General features: G+C 71.8%; 13 protein-coding genes. 3 read left to right on the top strand and 10 right to left on the bottom strand.

The genetic code is table 11. The features are described from left to right. Positions 1–24: 24 nt before the first annotated feature. The 5 genes from B0675_RS22070 to B0675_RS22050 all read right to left on the bottom strand — a co-directional run bounded on the left by B0675_RS22070 (position 25) and on the right by B0675_RS22050 (position 6,622). A complete protein-coding gene (locus B0675_RS22070) occupies positions 25–2,025 on the bottom strand; it encodes an endo-beta-N-acetylglucosaminidase (protein ID WP_081220534.1) in 2,001 nt (666 codons plus the stop codon). 43 nt (positions 2,026–2,068) lie between these two features. Continuing rightward, positions 2,069–3,301: a glycosyl hydrolase gene (locus tag B0675_RS22065; protein ID WP_081220533.1), complete on the bottom strand. Its 1,233-nt coding sequence runs from the start codon at positions 3,299–3,301 to the stop codon at positions 2,069–2,071. 145 nt (positions 3,302–3,446) lie between these two features. Beyond that, positions 3,447–4,361: a carbohydrate ABC transporter permease gene (locus B0675_RS22060; RefSeq protein ID WP_081220532.1), complete on the bottom strand. Its 915-nt coding sequence runs from the start codon at positions 4,359–4,361 to the stop codon at positions 3,447–3,449. After that, positions 4,358–5,329 (bottom strand): sugar ABC transporter permease, encoded by a 972-nt coding sequence (locus tag B0675_RS22055; RefSeq protein WP_241539836.1) that lies wholly within the window; start codon positions 5,327–5,329, stop codon positions 4,358–4,360. The genes B0675_RS22060 and B0675_RS22055 overlap by 4 nt, the downstream gene beginning before the upstream one ends. A gap of 6 nt (positions 5,330–5,335) precedes the next feature. After that, positions 5,336–6,622, bottom strand: coding sequence for a sugar ABC transporter substrate-binding protein (locus tag B0675_RS22050; RefSeq protein WP_081220531.1), 1,287 nt, complete (start codon positions 6,620–6,622; stop codon positions 5,336–5,338). Positions 6,623–6,842: 220 nt separating this feature from the next. Here B0675_RS22050 and B0675_RS22045 point away from each other — a divergent pair, with 220 nt between their 5' ends. Further along, a complete protein-coding gene (locus B0675_RS22045) occupies positions 6,843–7,892 on the top strand; it encodes a LacI family DNA-binding transcriptional regulator (protein WP_081220530.1) in 1,050 nt (349 codons plus the stop codon). Positions 7,893–8,179: 287 nt separating this feature from the next. Next, a complete protein-coding gene (locus B0675_RS22040) occupies positions 8,180–9,520 on the top strand; it encodes an amidase family protein (RefSeq protein WP_081220529.1) in 1,341 nt (446 codons plus the stop codon). A 178-nt stretch (positions 9,521–9,698) separates the two neighbouring features. Here B0675_RS22040 and B0675_RS41415 read toward each other — a convergent pair whose 3' ends face one another. Further along, on the bottom strand, positions 9,699–9,872 hold the full coding sequence (locus B0675_RS41415; protein WP_179165341.1) for a hypothetical protein: 174 nt from the start codon (positions 9,870–9,872) through the stop codon (positions 9,699–9,701). Positions 9,873–10,402: 530 nt separating this feature from the next. Between B0675_RS41415 and B0675_RS22035 the strand changes: the two genes are divergently transcribed. Beyond that, the gene (locus B0675_RS22035) at positions 10,403–10,963 is read left to right on the top strand and encodes an HD domain-containing protein (RefSeq protein ID WP_081220528.1); all 561 of its coding nucleotides are present in this window, start codon (positions 10,403–10,405) and stop codon (positions 10,961–10,963) included. Between the two features lie 276 nt (positions 10,964–11,239). On the opposite strand, the gene B0675_RS22030 is transcribed toward B0675_RS22035, so the two are convergent. The 4 genes from B0675_RS22030 to glgC all read right to left on the bottom strand — a co-directional run bounded on the left by B0675_RS22030 (position 11,240) and on the right by glgC (position 18,210). Beyond that, on the bottom strand, positions 11,240–12,754 hold the full coding sequence (locus B0675_RS22030) for an SDR family NAD(P)-dependent oxidoreductase (protein ID WP_081220527.1): 1,515 nt from the start codon (positions 12,752–12,754) through the stop codon (positions 11,240–11,242). Between the two features lie 101 nt (positions 12,755–12,855). Further along, positions 12,856–14,184, bottom strand: a complete 1,329-nt coding sequence (locus tag B0675_RS22025; protein WP_081220526.1) for a wax ester/triacylglycerol synthase family O-acyltransferase — start codon at positions 14,182–14,184, stop codon at positions 12,856–12,858. Between the two features lie 155 nt (positions 14,185–14,339). Further along, the gene (locus tag B0675_RS22020; RefSeq protein ID WP_081220525.1) at positions 14,340–16,673 is read right to left on the bottom strand and encodes a GH92 family glycosyl hydrolase; all 2,334 of its coding nucleotides are present in this window, start codon (positions 16,671–16,673) and stop codon (positions 14,340–14,342) included. A 316-nt stretch (positions 16,674–16,989) separates the two neighbouring features. Then, positions 16,990–18,210, bottom strand: a complete 1,221-nt coding sequence (glgC, locus tag B0675_RS22015; protein ID WP_081220524.1) for a glucose-1-phosphate adenylyltransferase — start codon at positions 18,208–18,210, stop codon at positions 16,990–16,992. Positions 18,211–18,262 lie beyond the last annotated feature (52 nt).

Genomic DNA, 18,262 nt, shown 5'->3' with positions numbered 1-18,262 from the left:
CCGTGGGGTGTGGGATGCGGGTTGTTACCAGGTGTGCGTGGTCGTGGCGGGTGTGGAGACGCTGAACAGTTCCCCCACTGAGCGCAGTTCGAATCGTGCGGCCGCTTCTCCCTGTTCGGGGCCGAGCCCCGCGACGTGGAAGGCACGCTGGCAGGTACCGCCCAGGAAGCGGCGCGTGCCGTCGGGGAGGATCCGGTGCAGCTCGTAGTGGCGCACGGGTCCGGGAGCGGGCTGCCACCCGAGGCGCAGGTCGCCGCCTTCGGCGTCGGTGACACGGAGGCCGGTGGGCGCCTGCGGGGTCTCTGCGGCGTCCCGGACCGTGAGTCCGCCGAGCCGCCAGCGCACCGGCCCCCCGGTCCCGGTCAGCCGGACACCGAGGGCCCGGACGGTCCCCGTCAGCCCGGAAAGGGACACGGTCGAGGTCTGCCAGCCGCTGCCCGAGGAGACCGGGAGATGGGTGTACGGGGGTGCCGCACCGGCCGCCGCGGGGTCGTCCGTGGCGACCGCCAGTTCCAGGGAGACCTCGCCCGCGTCCGTGCGGTGCGTCAGTTCGACGACGGTGTCCTCGCCGAGCGGGAGCCGGGTGGCGTAGAGGTCCAGGGTGGCCGGTGCGTCCAGGTCACCGGCGACGAGGAGGCTGCTGCCGCCGCGCCAGGCGTCCGCGAAGTCGAAGGTCACCGAGGGGCGTCGGCCGCCGGTGCGGACCACCCAGCGGCGGGAGGGCAGCCGGTCCTGGAGGCCGAGATGGTTCCAGGCGGTGTCTCCGGTCACCTCGCCGTCCTCGTACCACTTCAGTCCGTGGCCGGTGTTGAAGACGGTCGCGAACGGGAGGGAGGTGACGGTGGAGCGGTCGGCGACGAAGAGCGCGGGCGCACGCCAGCGGGCCGTGGTGTCGGGCCGCGCGGGGTCGAGGGAGGCGCCGGTCCAGAAGGCGTCGTCGGCCGCGTGGAAGTCGCCGGGGCCCCGGCCGGCGGGCAGGTGGTTGCGCGTCCACTCGGGCCGGTAGTAGCCGATGGAGGTGACGTGCGCTTTCGTGGCGGGGACGACGGCGTCCCAGTTCACGGAGGCGTCGGTGCCGTTCGCCTCGACGTCGATGCCCGCCCACAACGCGTAGCGGTCGCGCCCGAGTTGTTCGGCCGTCGTCCCGGACGTGGCCAGAGCGCCGGAGGTCCAGCGGAAGTCGAGGAACAGGGAGTCGGCCGCCTGGAAGAACGCCTTGTTCCGGTCGTTCAGCGCGCCCTGCCAGCTGACCGAGCCGTTCACGGTCATCGCGCCGTACCAGGTGACGCGCTGCCCCTTGGCCGCGCCGAGCGCCTTCAGCTCGCCGAGGAAGCCGAGCATGTCGGTGGCGAGGGCCGGGTCGCCGCCGCCCGTCTCGGCGTTGACGAACCAGCCGTCGAAGCCGTAGGCCTCGGCGACGGCGACGAGTTGCGCCGCGAGCGGGTACCGTCCCTCGGCGTCCTTCCGCACGAGGTCGCGGGTCCACCGCAGTTGACCGCCGTACGCGGCGGGCGGCAGGAACACGTTGCCGAGGACGGGGACGCCGTGCCGGTGCGCGGCGTCCACGACCGGCGCGTTCGGCGCGAGGATCAGCCCCTCGCCCGACGAGCCGCCCCAGAAGACGAGTTCGTCGAGGTAGGACCAGTGGGTCAGCGCGTAGTAGTCGGCGGTGGCGGCGCCCTGCGACGGGTTCCGGGCCGTCGGGCCGAAGGAGACGAGCGACTGGACGCGGGCCTGCCCGGAGCGTGCCGTGGTGTTGGCCGGGACGGGGGTGAAGCGGTCCGCGATCGGCACGGCGGAGGCGTTGAACGCCAGGTCGGCGTCGGTGTCGGCACGCCACGACGCCAGGCTGCGCCAGGTGATGCCGGCGCCGGGGCTGCCCGCGGGCAGCGAGTCGGGGTACCAGTAGGAGGCGTACGGCTGGAGGTCCCGGGCCGCGGCGGCGGCCGTACCGGACAGGCCGGGCACGAGCCCGGCGGCGGCTCCCGCTCCGGCGAGCAGGACGGTTCGTCTGCTGAGGTTCACGATGTGCTCCGTAGCGTGTGGGGAACGGATTACGGTGCTCGGCTCAGGCGGTCGCCTGAGCCGGTGTGACGACCTCGGTGATCCCGCGCGCGGCCAGGTGTTCACGGTCGGTGACGCGGCTCGCGAGGACGGTGGTGGGACGGACCCCGTCGGCGGTCAGCCGGGCGAAGGCCTCGAAGACGGGGCCTCCCGGCGCGCACACGGAGCGGCCCGGCGCGGTGTCGACGACCAGGGCCGTGGTGCGCAGGGCGGGCGCGGCCGGACGGTCCCGCCCGACGAGGCCGGCGATGGTGTCCCCGGCGGGTTTCGTCCGCCGGTCGCTGGTCAACAGACCCAGGCTGTATTCGAGTTCGGGGAAGTCGGCGAGGTCGCGGCTGACGTCGTGCGAGCACCACCAGGTCACGCCCCACAGGTCGGGGCAGTCGAGGGCGTTCGTGACGGTGGCCTCGGTGAAGGCGGCCGCGTGCTCGGCGGGGATCAGCGGGGCGGGCGCGCCGACCTCCTGGAGCCAGACCGGGCGGTGCGGGTCGTCCGCCCAGGCCTTGGACAGCTCGATCAGATAGGCGGCGTGGTGCTCGGTGGCGACACCGGTCCGGCCGTGGCGCTGTGCCGTGCCGTTGAACACCCAGGAGTGCACGGCGGTCATGGCTCCGAGCCGGGCCGAGTGGCCGGGGGTGAAGGGCTGGTCGTCCTGGTACCAGGCGGCGTCGTACGAAGCGTGCAGGTGCGGCTTGCCGGGGGCGCCCTCCTCGCAGGCGTCGAGCAGCCGCCGCAGCCACGCACCGGCCTGGTCCTCGGTCACGCGGTCGGGGTCGGGGTGGGGTCCGGCTGCGAACTGGTTGACCTCGTTGCCGATGGTCATCCCGATGAAGTTGGGCCGGTCGGCGAGAGCCGCGGCCAGGGTCCGCAGGTAGGCCGCCTCCCCCGCGACGACGTCCGGGTCGGTGAAGATGTTCCGGCGGTGCCAGGTCCGGGTCCACGCGGGCAGGAAGTCGAAGCTGGACAGATGTCCCTGCAGGCCGTCCACGTTGACGTCGAGCCCGCGTTCGCCGGCCGCGTCGGCGAGCGCGACGAGCTGCTCGACGGCGCGCGGGCGGATCAGTGTGCGGTTGGGCTGGAAGTAGGGCCAGAGCGGGAAGACCCGGATGTGGTCGAGGCCGAGCGCGGCGATGGAGTCGAGATCGGCGCGGACCGCGTCCAGGTCGAAGTCGAGCCAGTGGTGGAACCACCCTTGGCTGGGTGTGTAGTTGACGCCGAAGCGCACGGCAGGAGGCATGCGGGGATCCTTGCGAATCGGAACGACGGAGCGGTGGAGGCCGGCGGGTGAGGCTGTAGGACGGTGCGGGGGCCGACGGGTACGGGGTGGTTGGACGGAGGCACCGGTCGGCGGGGGCGAGCCGACGGCTCGTCCGCGACGGCCGTCAGCCCTTGACGGCCCCCTCGCCGACGCCGCGGAAGAAGTACCGCTGGAGGCAGGCGAAGAGGGCGATGAGCGGTGCCACGGCGATGACCGTGCCGGCGGCGACGAGGCGTTCGTCGTTGGCGAAGGTGCCGTGCAGGTAGTTGAGTCCGATGGTGAGGGTGAACTTCGAGGGGTCGCTGAGCACGATGAGCGGCCACAGGAAGTCGTCCCAGGCCCCCATGAAGGCGAAGATCGCGACGACGGCGAGGGTGCCCTTGACCGAGGGCAGCGCGATCCGCAGGAACCGCTGCCACACGTTGGCGCCGTCGACGAAGGCGGCCTCCTCGATCTCGTAGGGGAGGTTGAGGAAGGCGTTGCGCATCAGCAGGACGTTCATCGCGCCGACGCAGCCGGGCAGCACGACCCCGATGAGCGTGTTGTTCAGGCCGAGTTCGCGCATGGTCGTGAACTGGGCGATGATGATGCCCTCGACGGGCACCAGCATGGCCAGGATGAAGACCAGGGTGGCCACCCGCCGGCCGCGGTAGCGCAGCCGGGCCAGGGCGTATCCCGCGAGGGCCGAACCCACGCAGTTGGTGACGACGTTCGCGCCGGCCACCTTGAGGGAGTTGAGGGCGTAGTCCCACACCGGGATGGTGTCGGCGACGCGCTGGTAGTTGTGCAGGGTCGGGTCGCCGGGCAGGAAGCGGGGCGGCGAGCTGAAGATGTCCTCGGTGGGCCCCTTGAGCGAGGTGGACAGCTGCCACAGGAAGGGGCCGACGGTCAGGGCGAGGACCGCCAGCAGCAGCAGGTAGCGCAGAGCGAGTTCCCAGAGCGGGACGCGTCGGCCGTGTTCGTCGGTGACCCGGCGACGGCGCGGGCGCTCCGCCTCCGGGCGCGGTGCCGCGGTGCGGGTCTCCACCGTGGTGCTCATGCGTCCTCCTTCCGGTCGGCGCGCAGCACGAGCAGCATCAGCGCGACGGTGACGACGAAGACGACCACGGAGAGGGCGGACGCGTAGCCGACGCGGCCGCTCAGTCCGGTGCCGGTGCGCTGGACGAGCATGACGAGGGTGGTGTCCTCACCGGCCGGGCCGCCGTCGGGGCCGGCCATCAGGTACACCTCGGAGAACACCTTGAAGGCGGCGACCGAGGAGAGCGCACCGACCAGGACCATGGTGGACCGGACGGCGGGCACGGTGACGGTGAGGAAGCGGCGTACCGCCCCCGCTCCGTCCACCGCGGCGGCCTCGTGCAGTTCCCGGGGCACGTTGGCGAGCGCGGCCAGGTAGATGATCATGTAGTAGCCGAGGCCCTTCCAGACCGTGACGGCCATGGCGCTGAGCAGCAGCAGCCACTGGTCGCTCAGGAAGCCGACCTTGCCGGCCCCGACCGCCTCCAGCAGCGCGTTCACCAGGCCGCGCTCGTCGAGGAGCCACACCCAGATGAGGCCGACCACGACGATCGACGCGACGACCGGGGTGTAGAAGGCGGACCGGAAGAAGGCGATGCCGGGGATGTTCTTCTGGACGAGGAGGGCGAGCAGCAGCGGCAGCAGGACGAGCGCCGGGACGACCCCGAGGACGTACAGCGTGCTGTTGCGCAGCGCGGTCCAGAACATCTCGTCGTGCAGCAGCTCCCGGAAGTTGGCCAGGCCCACGAACTCGCCGGGGATCAGGGTGCGGCGGTCGGTGAAGGAGTTGATCACCGTCGAGGCGAACGGGTAGAGGATGAACACGCCCACGACCAGGAGGCCCGGAGCGGCGAACAGCCAGGGGCTGGTGCCCAGTTGACGGCGCACCCGGGTGCCGGGCCGGGGCTCCGGGTGGGCCCCCCGGGAGCCGGCCCGCGGCTCCCGGGACAGCGTGCGGGGCTCCCGCGCGGTGCTGGAGGAACTCGCCATGATCGCTCAGCCCTGCTGCCGCAGCAACGTGTCACAGGCCTTGACAGCGTTGTCGAGTGCCGCCCTGGGACTCTGCTTGCCCTGCAGCGCCTTGGCGACCTCGTTGCGCAGCGCGGTCTTCATCTGCTCGCTGAACAGGACCGGCGTGTAGTTGACCGCGTTCTTCAGGGACTTGGCGGCGGCGACCCGTACACGCGTCTCGTCGGTGCCGTCCTCCTTGGTGAAGTACGGGTCGTCCAGGGAGCCCGCGGTGCTCGGGAAGATCGCGACCTTCTTGGCGAAGGACATCTGGTTCTGGGCGTCGGTGACGAAGTGCGCGAAGGCGACCGCGGCCGGGGTGTGCTTGGTGCGCGCGTTGACCATCACGCCCATCACGTACATGTTCACCTTGCCGGTGCTGGTGATCTGGTCCGTGATGCCGATGTTCTTGTACAGGTTCGGGGCCTGCTTCTTGAAGTTGCCGAGGTCGAGGGCGCTGCCGGGGTTCATCGCGACGGCGCCGGTCAGGAACTTCTTGCCGGACGACTCGGGGGTGGCGGTGAGCGCCTGCGGGTCCAGTGCCTTGGCGTCGTACAACTCCTTGTACTTGGTGAGGAGTTGTACGCCCTTGGCGTCGTTGAAGGAGAACGCGGTGCCCTCCTTGTTCATCAGCTCGACTCCGTAGCGCCCGAAGTCCTCGATGGTGGGCACGTTGGCGAGGGTGGCGACCTTGCCGTCGCTCTTGTCGGCCAGCCGGAGGGCGTCGGTGAAGAGTTCGTCGTACGTGGCCGGCGGCTGGGCCGCGTCGAGGCCCGCCTTCTCGAACAGCGACTTGTTGTAGAACAGCGGCCCGGTGTTGAGGTACCAGGGGAAGGCGTAGGTGCCCGTCATGCCCGGGACCTGGTGGCCGGCCCAGGCACCCGCGAGGTACTCCTTCTTGTACCGGGCGGCCGACTTGTCGAGGTCGAGGGCGAGTCCGGCCTTGGCGAGCGGGGCGACGAGGTCGGGAGAGACGTTCACGACGTCGGGCAGCGTGCCGCCCGCCGCGTCGGCGCTGATCTTGTCGGCGTAGCCCTCGGCCGGCTGGTCGATCCACTTCACGTGGGTGCCGGGGTACTTCTTCTCGAAGTCGGCGACGACGCCCTCGAAGTAGGGCTTGAAGTTGGCCCTCAGATTCCAGGTCTGGAAGGTGATGTCGCCCTCGATCCTGCCGGAGGCGTCCGTCGAGCCGCCGCTGTCGCCGGAACCGCAGGCGCTCAGCGGCAGGACGAGGGCGACGGCGGCGGCGACAAGTGCTCTGCGGGGTATGGGCACGGTGACACGGCTCCCTTGCGGCGTCTGCGGGTGGTGGCGCCAGCGACCATGCCCGGCGGCCGTCGGCGAAGTCAATGGATTGGCATCCACTAAATGAATCCGGATGACATTAGTGCAGGTCAGAGCGATCTCATGGCTCTCTTGCGCGAGATCGCTAATGCGCTTTAGGCTGGATGTACTCAAGCGCTTTAGTGCATGACCTCAAGAAATGGGGAGTCCCGTGCCAGCCAAACGGTCTCCGGCACGCCGGCCGACGATGAAGGACATCGCGCGGCGCGCCGGGGTCTCCGAGAGCGCGGTCTCCTTCGCGCTGAACGACCGGCCCGGCGTCTCCGAGGTCACCCGCGACCGGGTGCGCCGGGTCGCCGAGCAGCTCGGCTGGCGGCCGAGCACCGCCGCGCGCCAGCTGTCCGGCGAGGGCGCGGCCACCGTCGGCCTGGTGGTGGCGCGGCCCGCCGACGCACTGGGCGTGGACTCGTTCTTCCTCCAGCTGATCTCGGGCATCCAGGAGGTGCTGGCGGAGCGTCATCTCGGCCTGCTCTTCCAGGTCGTCGAGGACGTGGACGCCGAGTGCGCGGTCTACCGGCGCTGGTGGGCCGAGCACCGGGTGGACGGCGTGCTGGTGGTGGACCCGCGCGTCGACGATCCGCGTCCGGGACTCCTCGACGAACTCGGCCTGCCCGCCGTGGTCATCGGCGGGGCTCCGGACGCCCCGCACCCGGGGATGTCCACCGTGTGGGCGGACGACGCGGGCGCGATGGCGGCCGTGGTCGACGCCCTGTACGCCCTGGGGCACCGCAGGATCGTGCACATCGCGGGCCTGCCGGGACTCGCGCACACCGAGCGGCGCATCCGCACCCTGCGGGCCGAGGCCGGGCGGCGCGGTCTGCCCGAGGTCCGCTCGCTGACCACCGACTACTCGGACGCGCAGGGCGCGGCGGTCACCCGGCGTCTGCTGGAGGGCGCCGAACCGCCGAGCGCGCTGATCTACGACAACGACGTGATGGCCCTGGCCGGTGTCGCCGCCGCGAGCGAGCTGGGCTTCTCCGTGCCGGGCGCGGTGTCGGTGGTCGCCTGGGAGGACTCGCCGCTCTGCCGCATGGTCAAGCCGTGGCTGTCCGCGCTGTCCCGGGACACGGTCGAGTTCGGCCGGACGGCGGCCCAGGAGCTGACGGCGCTGCTGGACGGCGGTCCGGCGCGCACGGTTCGGGTCCCGGTCCCGCGGCTGATCGAGCGGGAGAGCACGGGCCCCTGCACGGCGGAGGCGTGACGGGCCGCCGTCGTTCACGGAGATCGGCCGAGGCGGCCCTCATTCGTCGGAGGTCTGATGATCGAGGGGCCGCAGGGAACTGTCAATGGAGCCTTTCCTGAACGGCGTTGCGCAAGTGATCGGATGACCCGGCGGGCCGCGGGAGCGTCGGCCGCGGTCCGCGCGGAAGTCCGACGGGACCGCACCGGACGTCCGAGGCGGACAGCTCTCGACGCGGCGGCCCCCGCCGGGCAGAGTGCACCCGTACACGTACTACTCACCAGTACGCCATGGAGCGAGGAGCACCCGTGACCACCTGGGTCGGCCGCACCGCCACCGAGATCGCCACCGCCGTCCGCGAACAGCGGGTCGCACCCCGCGAGGTGGTGGCCGAACACCTCGCGCGGATCGAGCGGTTCGACGGCAGGGTCGGCGCCTTCCGCACCGTCCGCGCCGAGGCGGCGCTCGCGGAGGCGGACGAACTGCTCTCCCGGGATCTCGGGCAACTCCCCCTCGCGGGCGTGCCGGTGGCGGTGAAGGACAACCTCGCGGTGCGCGGCGAGGCGAACCGCAACGGTTCCGCCGCGACCCCGGACACCCCCGCGGGCGAGGACCACGTCACGGTGGCCCGGCTGCGCGCGGCCGGCGCCGTGGTGGTGGGACTGACGAACGTGCCCGAGCTGTGCGTGTTCGGCACCACGGAGGGGGTGCACGGCACCGCGCGGAACCCGTGGGACCTGTCCCGGACGGCGGGCGGTTCGTCCGGCGGGAGCGCCGCGGCGGTGGCCGCCGGGATGGTGCCCGTCGCGCTCGGCAACGACGGGATGGGCTCCCTGCGGATCCCGGCGGCGAACTGCGGCCTCGTCGCCCTCAAACCCGGCCACGGCGTGGTCCCGGCCGGGATCGGCCACGGCGACTGGTTCGGCATGTCGGAGAACGGACCGCTGGCCACGACGGTCGAGGACGCCCGGCTGATGTTCTCCGTTCTGGCCGACACCGAGCAGCCGCCGCCCGCGGAGCCCGTCACCCGCGGCATCGCCGTCTCGGTGCGCAGCCCGCTGGCCGGCGTGCGGATCACGCGACCGTATACGACCGCCGCCCGCCAGGCGGCCGCACTGCTGTCCGAGGCGGGGCACCGGGTACGGCCCGCGAACCCGCCGTACCCGGTCTGGCTGAGCACGACCTCGCTCGCGCACTGGACGGCGGGCACGGCGGTGGACGCCGAGGACCTCGACCCGCGGCGGCTGGCCCGGCGCACCCGGGTGCACGCGGCCGTGGGACGCCGCTTCGTGACCGGGGTCCGCACGGGAGTCCGGCGCGAGCAGCTGCGCGCACGGCTGGCGCCGTTCTTCGCGGAGCACGACGTACTCCTCACCCCGGCACTGGCCCGCCGCAGCCCCGCCTCCGTGGCCTGGCACGAGCGGGGCTGGCTGCGCAACATCCTCGCCAACACGGCCTATTCACCGATGACTCCGCCGTGGAACCTCACCGGCTGGCCCGCGATGGCGGTCCCGTTCGGCACCCTGCCGAACGGCGCCCCCTGCGCCGTGCAGCTCGTCGGCCGTCCCGGCTCCGAGGCGGCGCTGCTGGACGTGGCGGGACAGCTGGAGGTGCTGAACCCGTGGCGACGCACGGCGCCGCTGGATTAGCGCGGGAGGCGTCCGGCGAGGGGGAACCCGGCGTCGCCGCGTCTCCCGGGGGAGTCGGCCGCGCCGGAGCACACGGGAGCCGCGGCCGGTGGCCGGCCGCGGCTGTTCCGACGGGCATGGGCGTGAACCGTGCACGCCCATGCAGCCGGCGATCGCGATGGACCGATCCCGGCGTCGGTCAGTCGACGCTGGGGAGGATGTGGGGCTCGGCGAGGTCGTCCTCGTAGCCCGCGAGGCGGATCGGGGCGGACCTGGCCCACACGTCCAGGCTGCCGAGCTTGGTGTCGGCACCGCCGGCGCGCTCCGTGCGTTCCTTGGGGCGCTGATCGCGATTCGTCTTCTCTGGTGTCACCGCGCACTCCTTATGTGTCGGGTCACCCTCGGGACGTGCGGTCCGGTCTGCCCGGTCTCCTGACGTCCGCTCGGGTATGAGTCGAAGGCAGTTAGGGACGCGGTGGCGCCGGTAACTCGGGTGAGAGCAGGCCGTGGTGACCGGCTTGTCCCGGGACGGACCGTGGGTGTGGGTGGACCCCAGTAAGGCTGCCCGTCGGCTACAGGGTAACCAAATGAGCAGGTGGCTGCTCGATGGGGCCGAAAACTTCGCGTTACCGTCGCGGGTCGCCCTGGTCCCATCAGGCCCCGATCTGCGGCGATTTGAAACACGATGCCCTCTTCGCCGCCACCCATTCGGCTCAATACCGACCACAAGGGAGGGCATCAGGACGTGTCAGGGGTCAGCCTGAAGTCATCGGCGACCGACGGGTGTCGCTCCGACCGGGCCTCTCCGGAGGCGGTGCGCAGTTCAGATCCCGTTGGCCGGTTCGCAAGGAGGGCATGGTGAGCTGACGCCCGGCACAGGCTTTCTCGCGGGAGGACCGTCGCATGGAACTGCGCGGCGTCGACGATCTGATGGATCTGCTGCACGCCTGCCGGGGCGCGTGGGACACCCCGGACCGGAGCGGCGACCCGGTCGATCTGCACGATCACGGCCTGCAGACCGCCGCGCTGCTGCGCCGGGAACGCCCCAGCGACAAGGAGCTCCAGGTCGCCGGACTCGTGCACGACATCGGGCATCTGCTCAGGCCGGGCGACGACGCCGGGCACGCCGACCACGCCGCCGAGGCGGTACGGCCGCTGCTCGGCGACCGGGTCGCCCGCCTCGTCCGGCTGCACGTGGCGGCGAAACGCTATCTGGCGACCACGTCGCCGGGCCGCGGGCTGTCCCCGCAGAGCGCGCTGACGCTGACAGCCCAGGGCGGCGCCATGAGCCCGCGGGAGGTGGCCGCGTTCGAGCGGGACCCGCTGGCCGAGGACGCGGTGACCCTGCGGCAGGCGGACGACGCGGGAAAGGTCGTCGGCCTGGACGCGGGCGTCATGGAGGACTGGCGCACGGTGCTGGAACTGGTGGCGTCCCGCGCGGCCCGCCTCGACTCGGTCGACTGACGCGCGCCCGGACGCCGCGCGGAGCCCGGCCGGGACGCACCACCGCCTGGGCCCGACCCGCACGCGGCGCGGACCGTCCGGACCGGTGGCCCGGTGCGGGAGCGGTCCGCGCGAACCCGTCGGAGGACGGCGCCGCCGTGCGTCGACGCAAGGACATGCCGGCCGCTTCCGCGCGTCGAAGGAGCCGCCCGGCATACCGGTGGCGTCCGCCGGACCTGCCGACGGACGCCACCGGGACACCTCACCGGGAGCACATCGTCCGACGCGCCGCCCGTTTCACCACTTGCCGGGCGCGTAGTCCTTGAGGAAGACGCCGTACAGGTCCTCGCCCAGCTCACCGCGGACGATCGGGTCGTAGACGCGGGCCGCGCCGTCGACCAGGTCGAGCGGGGCGTGGAAGCCCTCGTCGGCGAGACGGAGCTTGTCGTAGTGCGGGCGCTCGTCGGTGATCCAGCCGGTGTCGACCGAGGTCATCAGGATGCCGTCGGTCTGGAACATCTCCTGGGCGCTGGTGCGCGTCACCATGTTCATGGCGGCCTTGGCGGCGTTCGTGTTCGGGTGGCCCGCGCCCTTGTAGCCGCGGCCGAACACGCCTTCCATCGCCGAGACGTTGACGATGTAGGAGCGCCCGGCGGACGCCTTGCGGGCGGCCTCGGCCATCTGCGGGCGCAGGGCGCTGATCAGGATGAACGGCGCCGTGTAGTTGCACAGCTGGGTCTCCAGCAGCTCTACCGGGGAGATCTGCTCGATGGTCTGCACCCAGGTGTTGCTGTCGACGACGTCCGGCAGCAGACCGCCCGCGTCGATGGCGGTGCCGTCGCGGTGCCGGACCACGCTGGCGTTGCCGGCGACCAGGGCGAGGTCGGCCACCTTCTGCGCGTCGAGTCCGGACACCCCGGCGGGCAGCGCGGTCAGTCCGTCGACGGCGCCGGAGTTGAAGGCGCCGATGACATGGCGGGCGGGCAGCTCACCGGCCGGCAGCGGGGCGCTCTCGCCCTCGACGAGCGCGGCGTAGGCGGAGGGCAGCCGCCGTACGGTCTGGGTCGCGTTGTTGATCAGGATGTCGAGCGGGCCCTGCGCGGCGATCCGCTCGGCGAGGGACACGGCCTGCGCGGGGTCGCGCAGGTCGATGCCGACGACCTCCAGGCGGTGGATCCAGTCCGCCGAGTCGTCCATGGCCTTGAAGCGGCGGACCGCGTCGCTCGGGAAGCGGGTGGTGATGGTGGTGTGGGCACCGTCCCGCAGCAGGCGCAGCGCGATGTACATGCCGATCTTGGCGCGGCCACCGGTGAGCAGGGCGCGCTTGCCGGTGAGGTCGGCGCGGGCGTCGCGGCGGGAGCGGTTGAGGGCGGCGCAGTCCTGGCAGAGCTGGTGGTAGAAGTAGTCGACCTCGACGTAGCGGGTCTTGCAGGTGTAGCAGGAGCGCGGGCGCTGGAGTATCCCGGCGATCCGGCCCTCCTCCGTCGCCGACGACGGGAGGATGCCCTCGGTCTCGTCGTCGATGCGCTGGGCCGAGCCGGTCGCCGTGGACTCGGTGACCTGCTTGTCGTGGGCCGTCTTGGCGGCACGGCGCTCCTGGCGGCGGCGCTGCTTCACGGTGCGGTAGACGCCCGCGGTGGCGCGGCGCACGGCGATGGCGTCGGGGTGGTCGACGTCGATCTTGTCGAGTTCGTCGAGCACACTGAGGCAGACGGCCAGCCGCTCGGGGTCGATACCGGGACCGAACGCGACGTCGGCCACCTCTGTCGTGTCCACGGCGGGGGTCGCCCGGCCGTCGTCTGTCACCGTCATCGCTGCTGCCGTTCCTCGGGTTGTGCGCCGCGTTCGAACCGCGCTCGCTGTCGAAGGCGGAATTTTACGGAGCAATCGTGCGCGCACCAAACCCGTGGTGATCATGGCGTGCAGGCGGCGATCAGCGCGCGCACCTCCTCGGTGAGCGAGCGGGCCAGCAGATCGAGGTCCGGGACGGCCTCCGCGTCGGCGACCAGGCCGTAGTGGACGCTCCCCCGGTAGGTCGAGACGGCCACGGCGAGGGCCTGGCCGCGGGCCAGCGGAGCGAAGGGGTAGACCTCGGTGAGCGGGCAGCCGCCCAGCTTCAGGCCGAGGCTGGGCAGCGGGACGCTGGTGACGAGGATGTCGAAGAGCAGCCGGGCGGCCTGCCCGACGACCGGGCCGCCGAGCCGGTGCCCGAGGGGCGGTACGTGGTCGGCGAGCAGCGCGACGGCGCCGGCGCCCCGGTTGGGCCCGGCGTCCTTGTTCCGGTCCATCTCGGTCCGCACGGCGCGCAGCCGGCCGAGCGGGTCGGGATCGTCGACAGGAAGCCGTATCAGGTAGCCGGAGAGCCGGTTGCCCTGCGGCTGGGCGGTGCGCGGGCGGCGCCGGGAGACGGGGATGAGGGCGCGCGGGGCGACGCCCTCGCTCCCGTCGCCGCGTTCGTCGAGCCACCGGCGCAGGGCGCCGGCGACGACGGCGATGAGGACGTCGTTCACGGTGCCGCCGACGGTCTTGCGGACCCGGTGGACGTCGTCGAGGTCGATCACGACACCGGCCGTGCGCCGGGTGCCGGTGGGCGCGGAGGTGAGGGCGGGCGAGGACTGCACGGCGAGGGTGGCGCGGGCGACGGAGGCACCGATGTCGAGGGCGCGGCCCACGTCGGAGAGGGTGCCGCGCAGGAAGTCGGGGAGCTTGCGGACGTCCGGGAGGAGTCCGCGGGGCGGCTCGGCGGGATGGGGGCGGGGCTCCGGCAGGTCCATCGGGTCCATGATGGCCGCGGCGAGCATGAGGGCCCTGAGCCCGTCGGCGAGCGCGTGGTGGAACTTGAAGAGCACCGCGAAGGACACCCCGTCCTCGCCGGGCAGCACGTGCGCCTCCCAGGGCGGGCGGCCGCGTTCCAGCGGGCTCTCCATCAGCCGGCCGGCCTCGGCCTGGAAGTCGGCGGTCGGCGCGTGCAGCAGGACGTGGTCGAGGGGTTCGAAGTCGGACGCGGGCTCGCGGGTCGCGCTGCCGAAGGCGAGGGGGGCGAGCGGCTGCCACACGTCGCGGATGCGCATGCGCAGCCCGGGCACGGCGGCGGCGCGGGCGGCCAGCAGGTCCGCCGCGTGGGCGCCGGCCGTCGGCGAGTGCGCGGCGAAGACGCCGAGGGCGCCCAGGTGCATCGGATGCCGGGCGGACTCGATGTTCCAGAAGGCCAGGTCGAGTGGTGCGAGCAAATCGGAGGTCAAAGGCTTGCTCTCGCGTCGACGACGGGTGAACCTGCAGTCAAACCCGGACCGGTGATTACGGTCAAGTACGATCAAGCTACGCACAGTTAACACCAAGTTAAGTCCCGCCCCTCGTGGGAGGGGCGGGACTCGGTCGCATCAGGACATGCCGGGTGTCACTTCAGGACCGGGGGCGCGGCCGAGGCCGACGTTCCCCACTCGGACGGCTCGGAGCCGACCGTGAATCCGAGGGAACGGACGCTCCTCAGCTTGTCGGTCGTCAGATACGTACGGCCGTACGACGACCCGTCGACGCGGGCCGCCTGGATGTACCGGTCGGTGTCCGAGGTGCCCGGCGCCGTGACCGTGAGGGCGCCGCGCGGGTAGTACCGCCGGTCGAGGGTGAGGTCGACCCGGTCGAAGACGGGCGTGGACAGACCCCACGTGTCGAAACCGGGCTGCACCGGGAAGATCCCGATCGAGGACAGCACGTTCCAGGCGGACATCGTGCCGAGGTCGTCGTTGCCCGTCATCCCGGTCGGCGCGTCCGTGAAGAGCGTCAGCGCCGCGTGCACGACGTCGGTCGTCTTCCACGGCTGGCCGGTGGACAGATAGGTGTACGGGGCGATGAGGTCGGGCTCGTTCTGCGGGTTGTACTTGTCCGCGTTGTAGTACGCGTACGGCCCGTTCACCCAGACCTCGCGGGCGGTCTTCGCGGGGTCCTTCAGGAGCTGGTCGTAGGCGAAGAACGAGTCGAGACGGTCGTTGGCCGCCTGCTTGCCGCCGATCAGGTCCACCATGCCCGGCAGGTCCTGCGGCACGAGCCACTGGTACTGCCAGGACGTGCCCTCGTGGAAGCCCTCACTCTGGGCGGGGTCGGCGGGTCCGGTGAAGGCACCCGCGGCGTCCCGGGCGCGGAAGAAACCGGTCGAGGGGTCGTGGATGTTCCGGTAGCTCTGGGACCGCGCCAGGTAGCGCGCGGCGTCCTCGTCGTGGCCCAGGTCCCGGGCCATCTCCCCGAGCATGGCGTCGGACAGGGCGTACTCCAGGGTGACGGAGGCACCGTGGTCGTAGTCCGAGTCGCCGGGCTTCGCGTGCGGGCGGCCCTTGACGTACGGGGCGAAGCCGTTCGCGATGTACTCCCGGTTGGCCTCGCGGCCCAGCGCCGGGGAGTCGGCGGGCGGCACGCCGTCCGCGTTCTTCTTCAGCGCCCGGTAGGCCCGGTCCTCGTATCCCTTGAGCAGGCCCTGCTGGTAGGCGTTGGTGAGGAACGGCGTGACCGGGTCACCGGTCATGATGTTCGTCTCGGCCGTGCCGTAGCCCCACTTGGGCAGCCAGCCGCTCTCCTCGTCGATCCTGATGACGGAGATCGCCATGTCACGTGCCTCGCGCGGCGCGAGCAGCGACAGCAGCTGCGACTGGGTGCGGTAGGTGTCCCACAGCGACCAGTTCTGGTAGTACGTGAAGCCCTTCGCGCGGTGGATCCGCTGGTCCCAGCCGGTGTAGCGGCCGTCCGCGTCGCTGCCGACGTTCGGCGCCAGGAAGGAACGGTAGAGCGAGGAGTAGAACGTGCGGCGCAGGGTGTCCGTGCCGCCCTTCACCCGTACGTCGTCGAGCCGGTCCTCCCAGGCCCGCCGGGCGGCACCGCGGACCGCGTCGAAGGAACGACCCCCCTCCGCGCGGAGGTTGACGGCCGCACCGGAGGCGTCCACATAGGAGAGCGCCGTGGTCGCCTCGACGGTGCGGTCCTCGGTGGTGTCGAAGCGCACGAAGGCGCCGGTGCGCCCGGTGGTGCCGGCGGTCTTCGCGGAGCCCTGCGTGACGGTGTCGCCGTTCCAGGTGCCCGAGGTGGTGAACGGCCGGTCGAAGCGGGTGACCGTGTAGACCGTGTACGGCTTCGTGCCCTGGCAGAAGCCGCTGCCGGTGATCGCCGTGCGCACGGTCCGGTCGTCGAGGATCTCGACCTTGGTGGAGACCGTCTTGTGCAGCGACTGGCCGGCGTTCAGCAGCACGTTGGCCTTGTCGGTGGCCGGGAACGTATAGCGCTGCACGCCGGTGCGCGCGGTGGCGGTCAGCTCGGCCTCGATGCCGCTCTTCAGGCCGACCTTGTAGGAACCGGGGCTCGCGGACTCGGTGTCGTGGTCGAACTCGGCCGCGTACTGCGCGTAGTCCGTCCGGGTGACGTCGCCGGTCGTGGGCAGCACGGGCAGGTCGCCGCCGAGCCCGCAGCCGACGCCGGACAGGTGGACGAGCGAGAAGCCGCGGATGTGGTTCTGCGAGTGGTCGTAGCCGGTGTTGTGCCCGGTGTCCGGCGAGAACTGCACCATGCCGAACGGCACGGCGGCGCCGGGATAGGTATTGCCCTCGTTCTCCGTTCCGATGAACGGGTTGACCAGATCGGTGAGTTGGCCGTCGCGTGGCTCGGCGGCCTGTGCGGTGGGCAGGGCGAGCAGCGCGGACGCTGTCACCAGCCCGGCCGTGCACAGGCGCAGGCGCCGGGTCCATCTCATGCGGGAGACCTCCGGTGGGGTGGGCGACATCGTTGTCGTTGTCTTCTTGCATGGTCGGGTCGGGGGGCCGGCTTTCCCGGCAACCGGCGGGGATCCCCCGGGACGCGTCGCGTCCGGACGGGATGACATCGTTGTCAGCAGGCACAACGGCGTCATCCGCGGCCGTTGGCATGACAGCACGCGATTCCGCCGCCTGTCCAGGGACATGACAAGACATGCACAGAACGGCCGCGGGGTCCCGACGCGGTGCGTCGGGACCCCGCGGCCGTTCGTCCACAGCGGCGGCCGGGGTCCTGGGCTGCCGCGATCGACGGGCCTACGGCACGCGCTGGCCCTTGCCCAGCGCGATCACCCCGCCCTTGGAGACCGTGTAGAGGTCGGCGTCCCGCTCGGGGTTGACGCCGATCGTCGCGCCCGGCGGCACCTCGACGTTCTTGTCGAGCACGGCCCCGCGGACCACAGCGCCGCGCCCTATCTTCACGTTGTCGTGCAGGATCGAGCCCTGCACCACCGCCCCCGGGTCGACGAGCACGCCCGGCGAGAGCACCGAGCGCGTCACCTGACCGCGGATCAGGGAGCCCGCGCTGATGATGGACTCGCTCGCGATGCCCCCGGCGTTGAAGCGGGCGGGCGAGAGCTGGCCGGAGCTGGTGTAGATGGGCCAGTTGCGGTTGAACAGGTTGAAGGCGGGCCGCTCGGCGATGAGGTCCATGTGGGCGTCGTAGTAGGCGTCGAGCGTCCCGACGTCACGCCAGTAGCCCTGGTCGCGTGTGGTCTCCCCGGGCACGTGGTTGTCGCTGAAGTCGTACAGCTGCGCCTCGCCCCGCTCGGTGAGCGCCGGGAGGATCGAACCGCCCATGTCGTGCACGGAGTTCTCGTCCTCGGCGTCCCGCTGGAGCGCCTCGATGAGGGCCTTCGTGGTGAAGATGTAGTTGCCCATCGACGCGAAGACGCACTCGGGATCGTCCGCGAGGCCGGGCGGGTCGGCCGGCTTCTCCAGGAAACCCCGCACGGTCTGGCCGTCGGAACCGGGGCTGATGACGCCGAAGGACGACGACTCGGCGCGGGGCACCCGTATCCCGGCCACCGTCACCCCCGCGCCGCCCTCGATGTGCTGCTCCAGCATCTGCCGGGGGTCCATCCGGTAGACGTGGTCGGCGCCGAACACCGCGACGTACTCGGGCTGTTCGTCGTGGATGAGATTGAGCGACTGGAGGATCGCGTCCGCGCTGCCGAGGTACCAGCGGGGTCCGAGGCGCTGCTGCGCGGGAACGGGCGTCACGTAGTTGCCGAGCAGGCTCGACATCCGCCAGGTGGTGGTGATGTGCCGGTCCAGCGAGTGCGACTTGTACTGCGTGAGGACGCAGATGCGCAGAATGTCGGCGTTGACGAGGTTGGAGAGTACGAAGTCCACGAGGCGGTACGTACCGCCGAAGGTCACCGCTGGTTTCGCCCGGTCCGCCGTGAGAGGCATCAACCGCTTGCCCTCACCGCCCGCCAGTACGATTCCCAGCACCGAAGGTCCACCGCGCCGCATGCCGCCGCCCCTCTAAGCCCGGTCCGGCCGTCCCGGCTGTGCGGGTCCGGCC

This window comes from Streptomyces sp. M41(2017) (assembly GCF_002078175.1).
GTDB lineage: Bacteria > Actinomycetota > Actinomycetes > Streptomycetales > Streptomycetaceae > Streptomyces.
The sequence above is the reverse complement of the archived record's forward strand: the minus strand, read 5'-3'. Positions and strand labels throughout refer to the sequence as shown.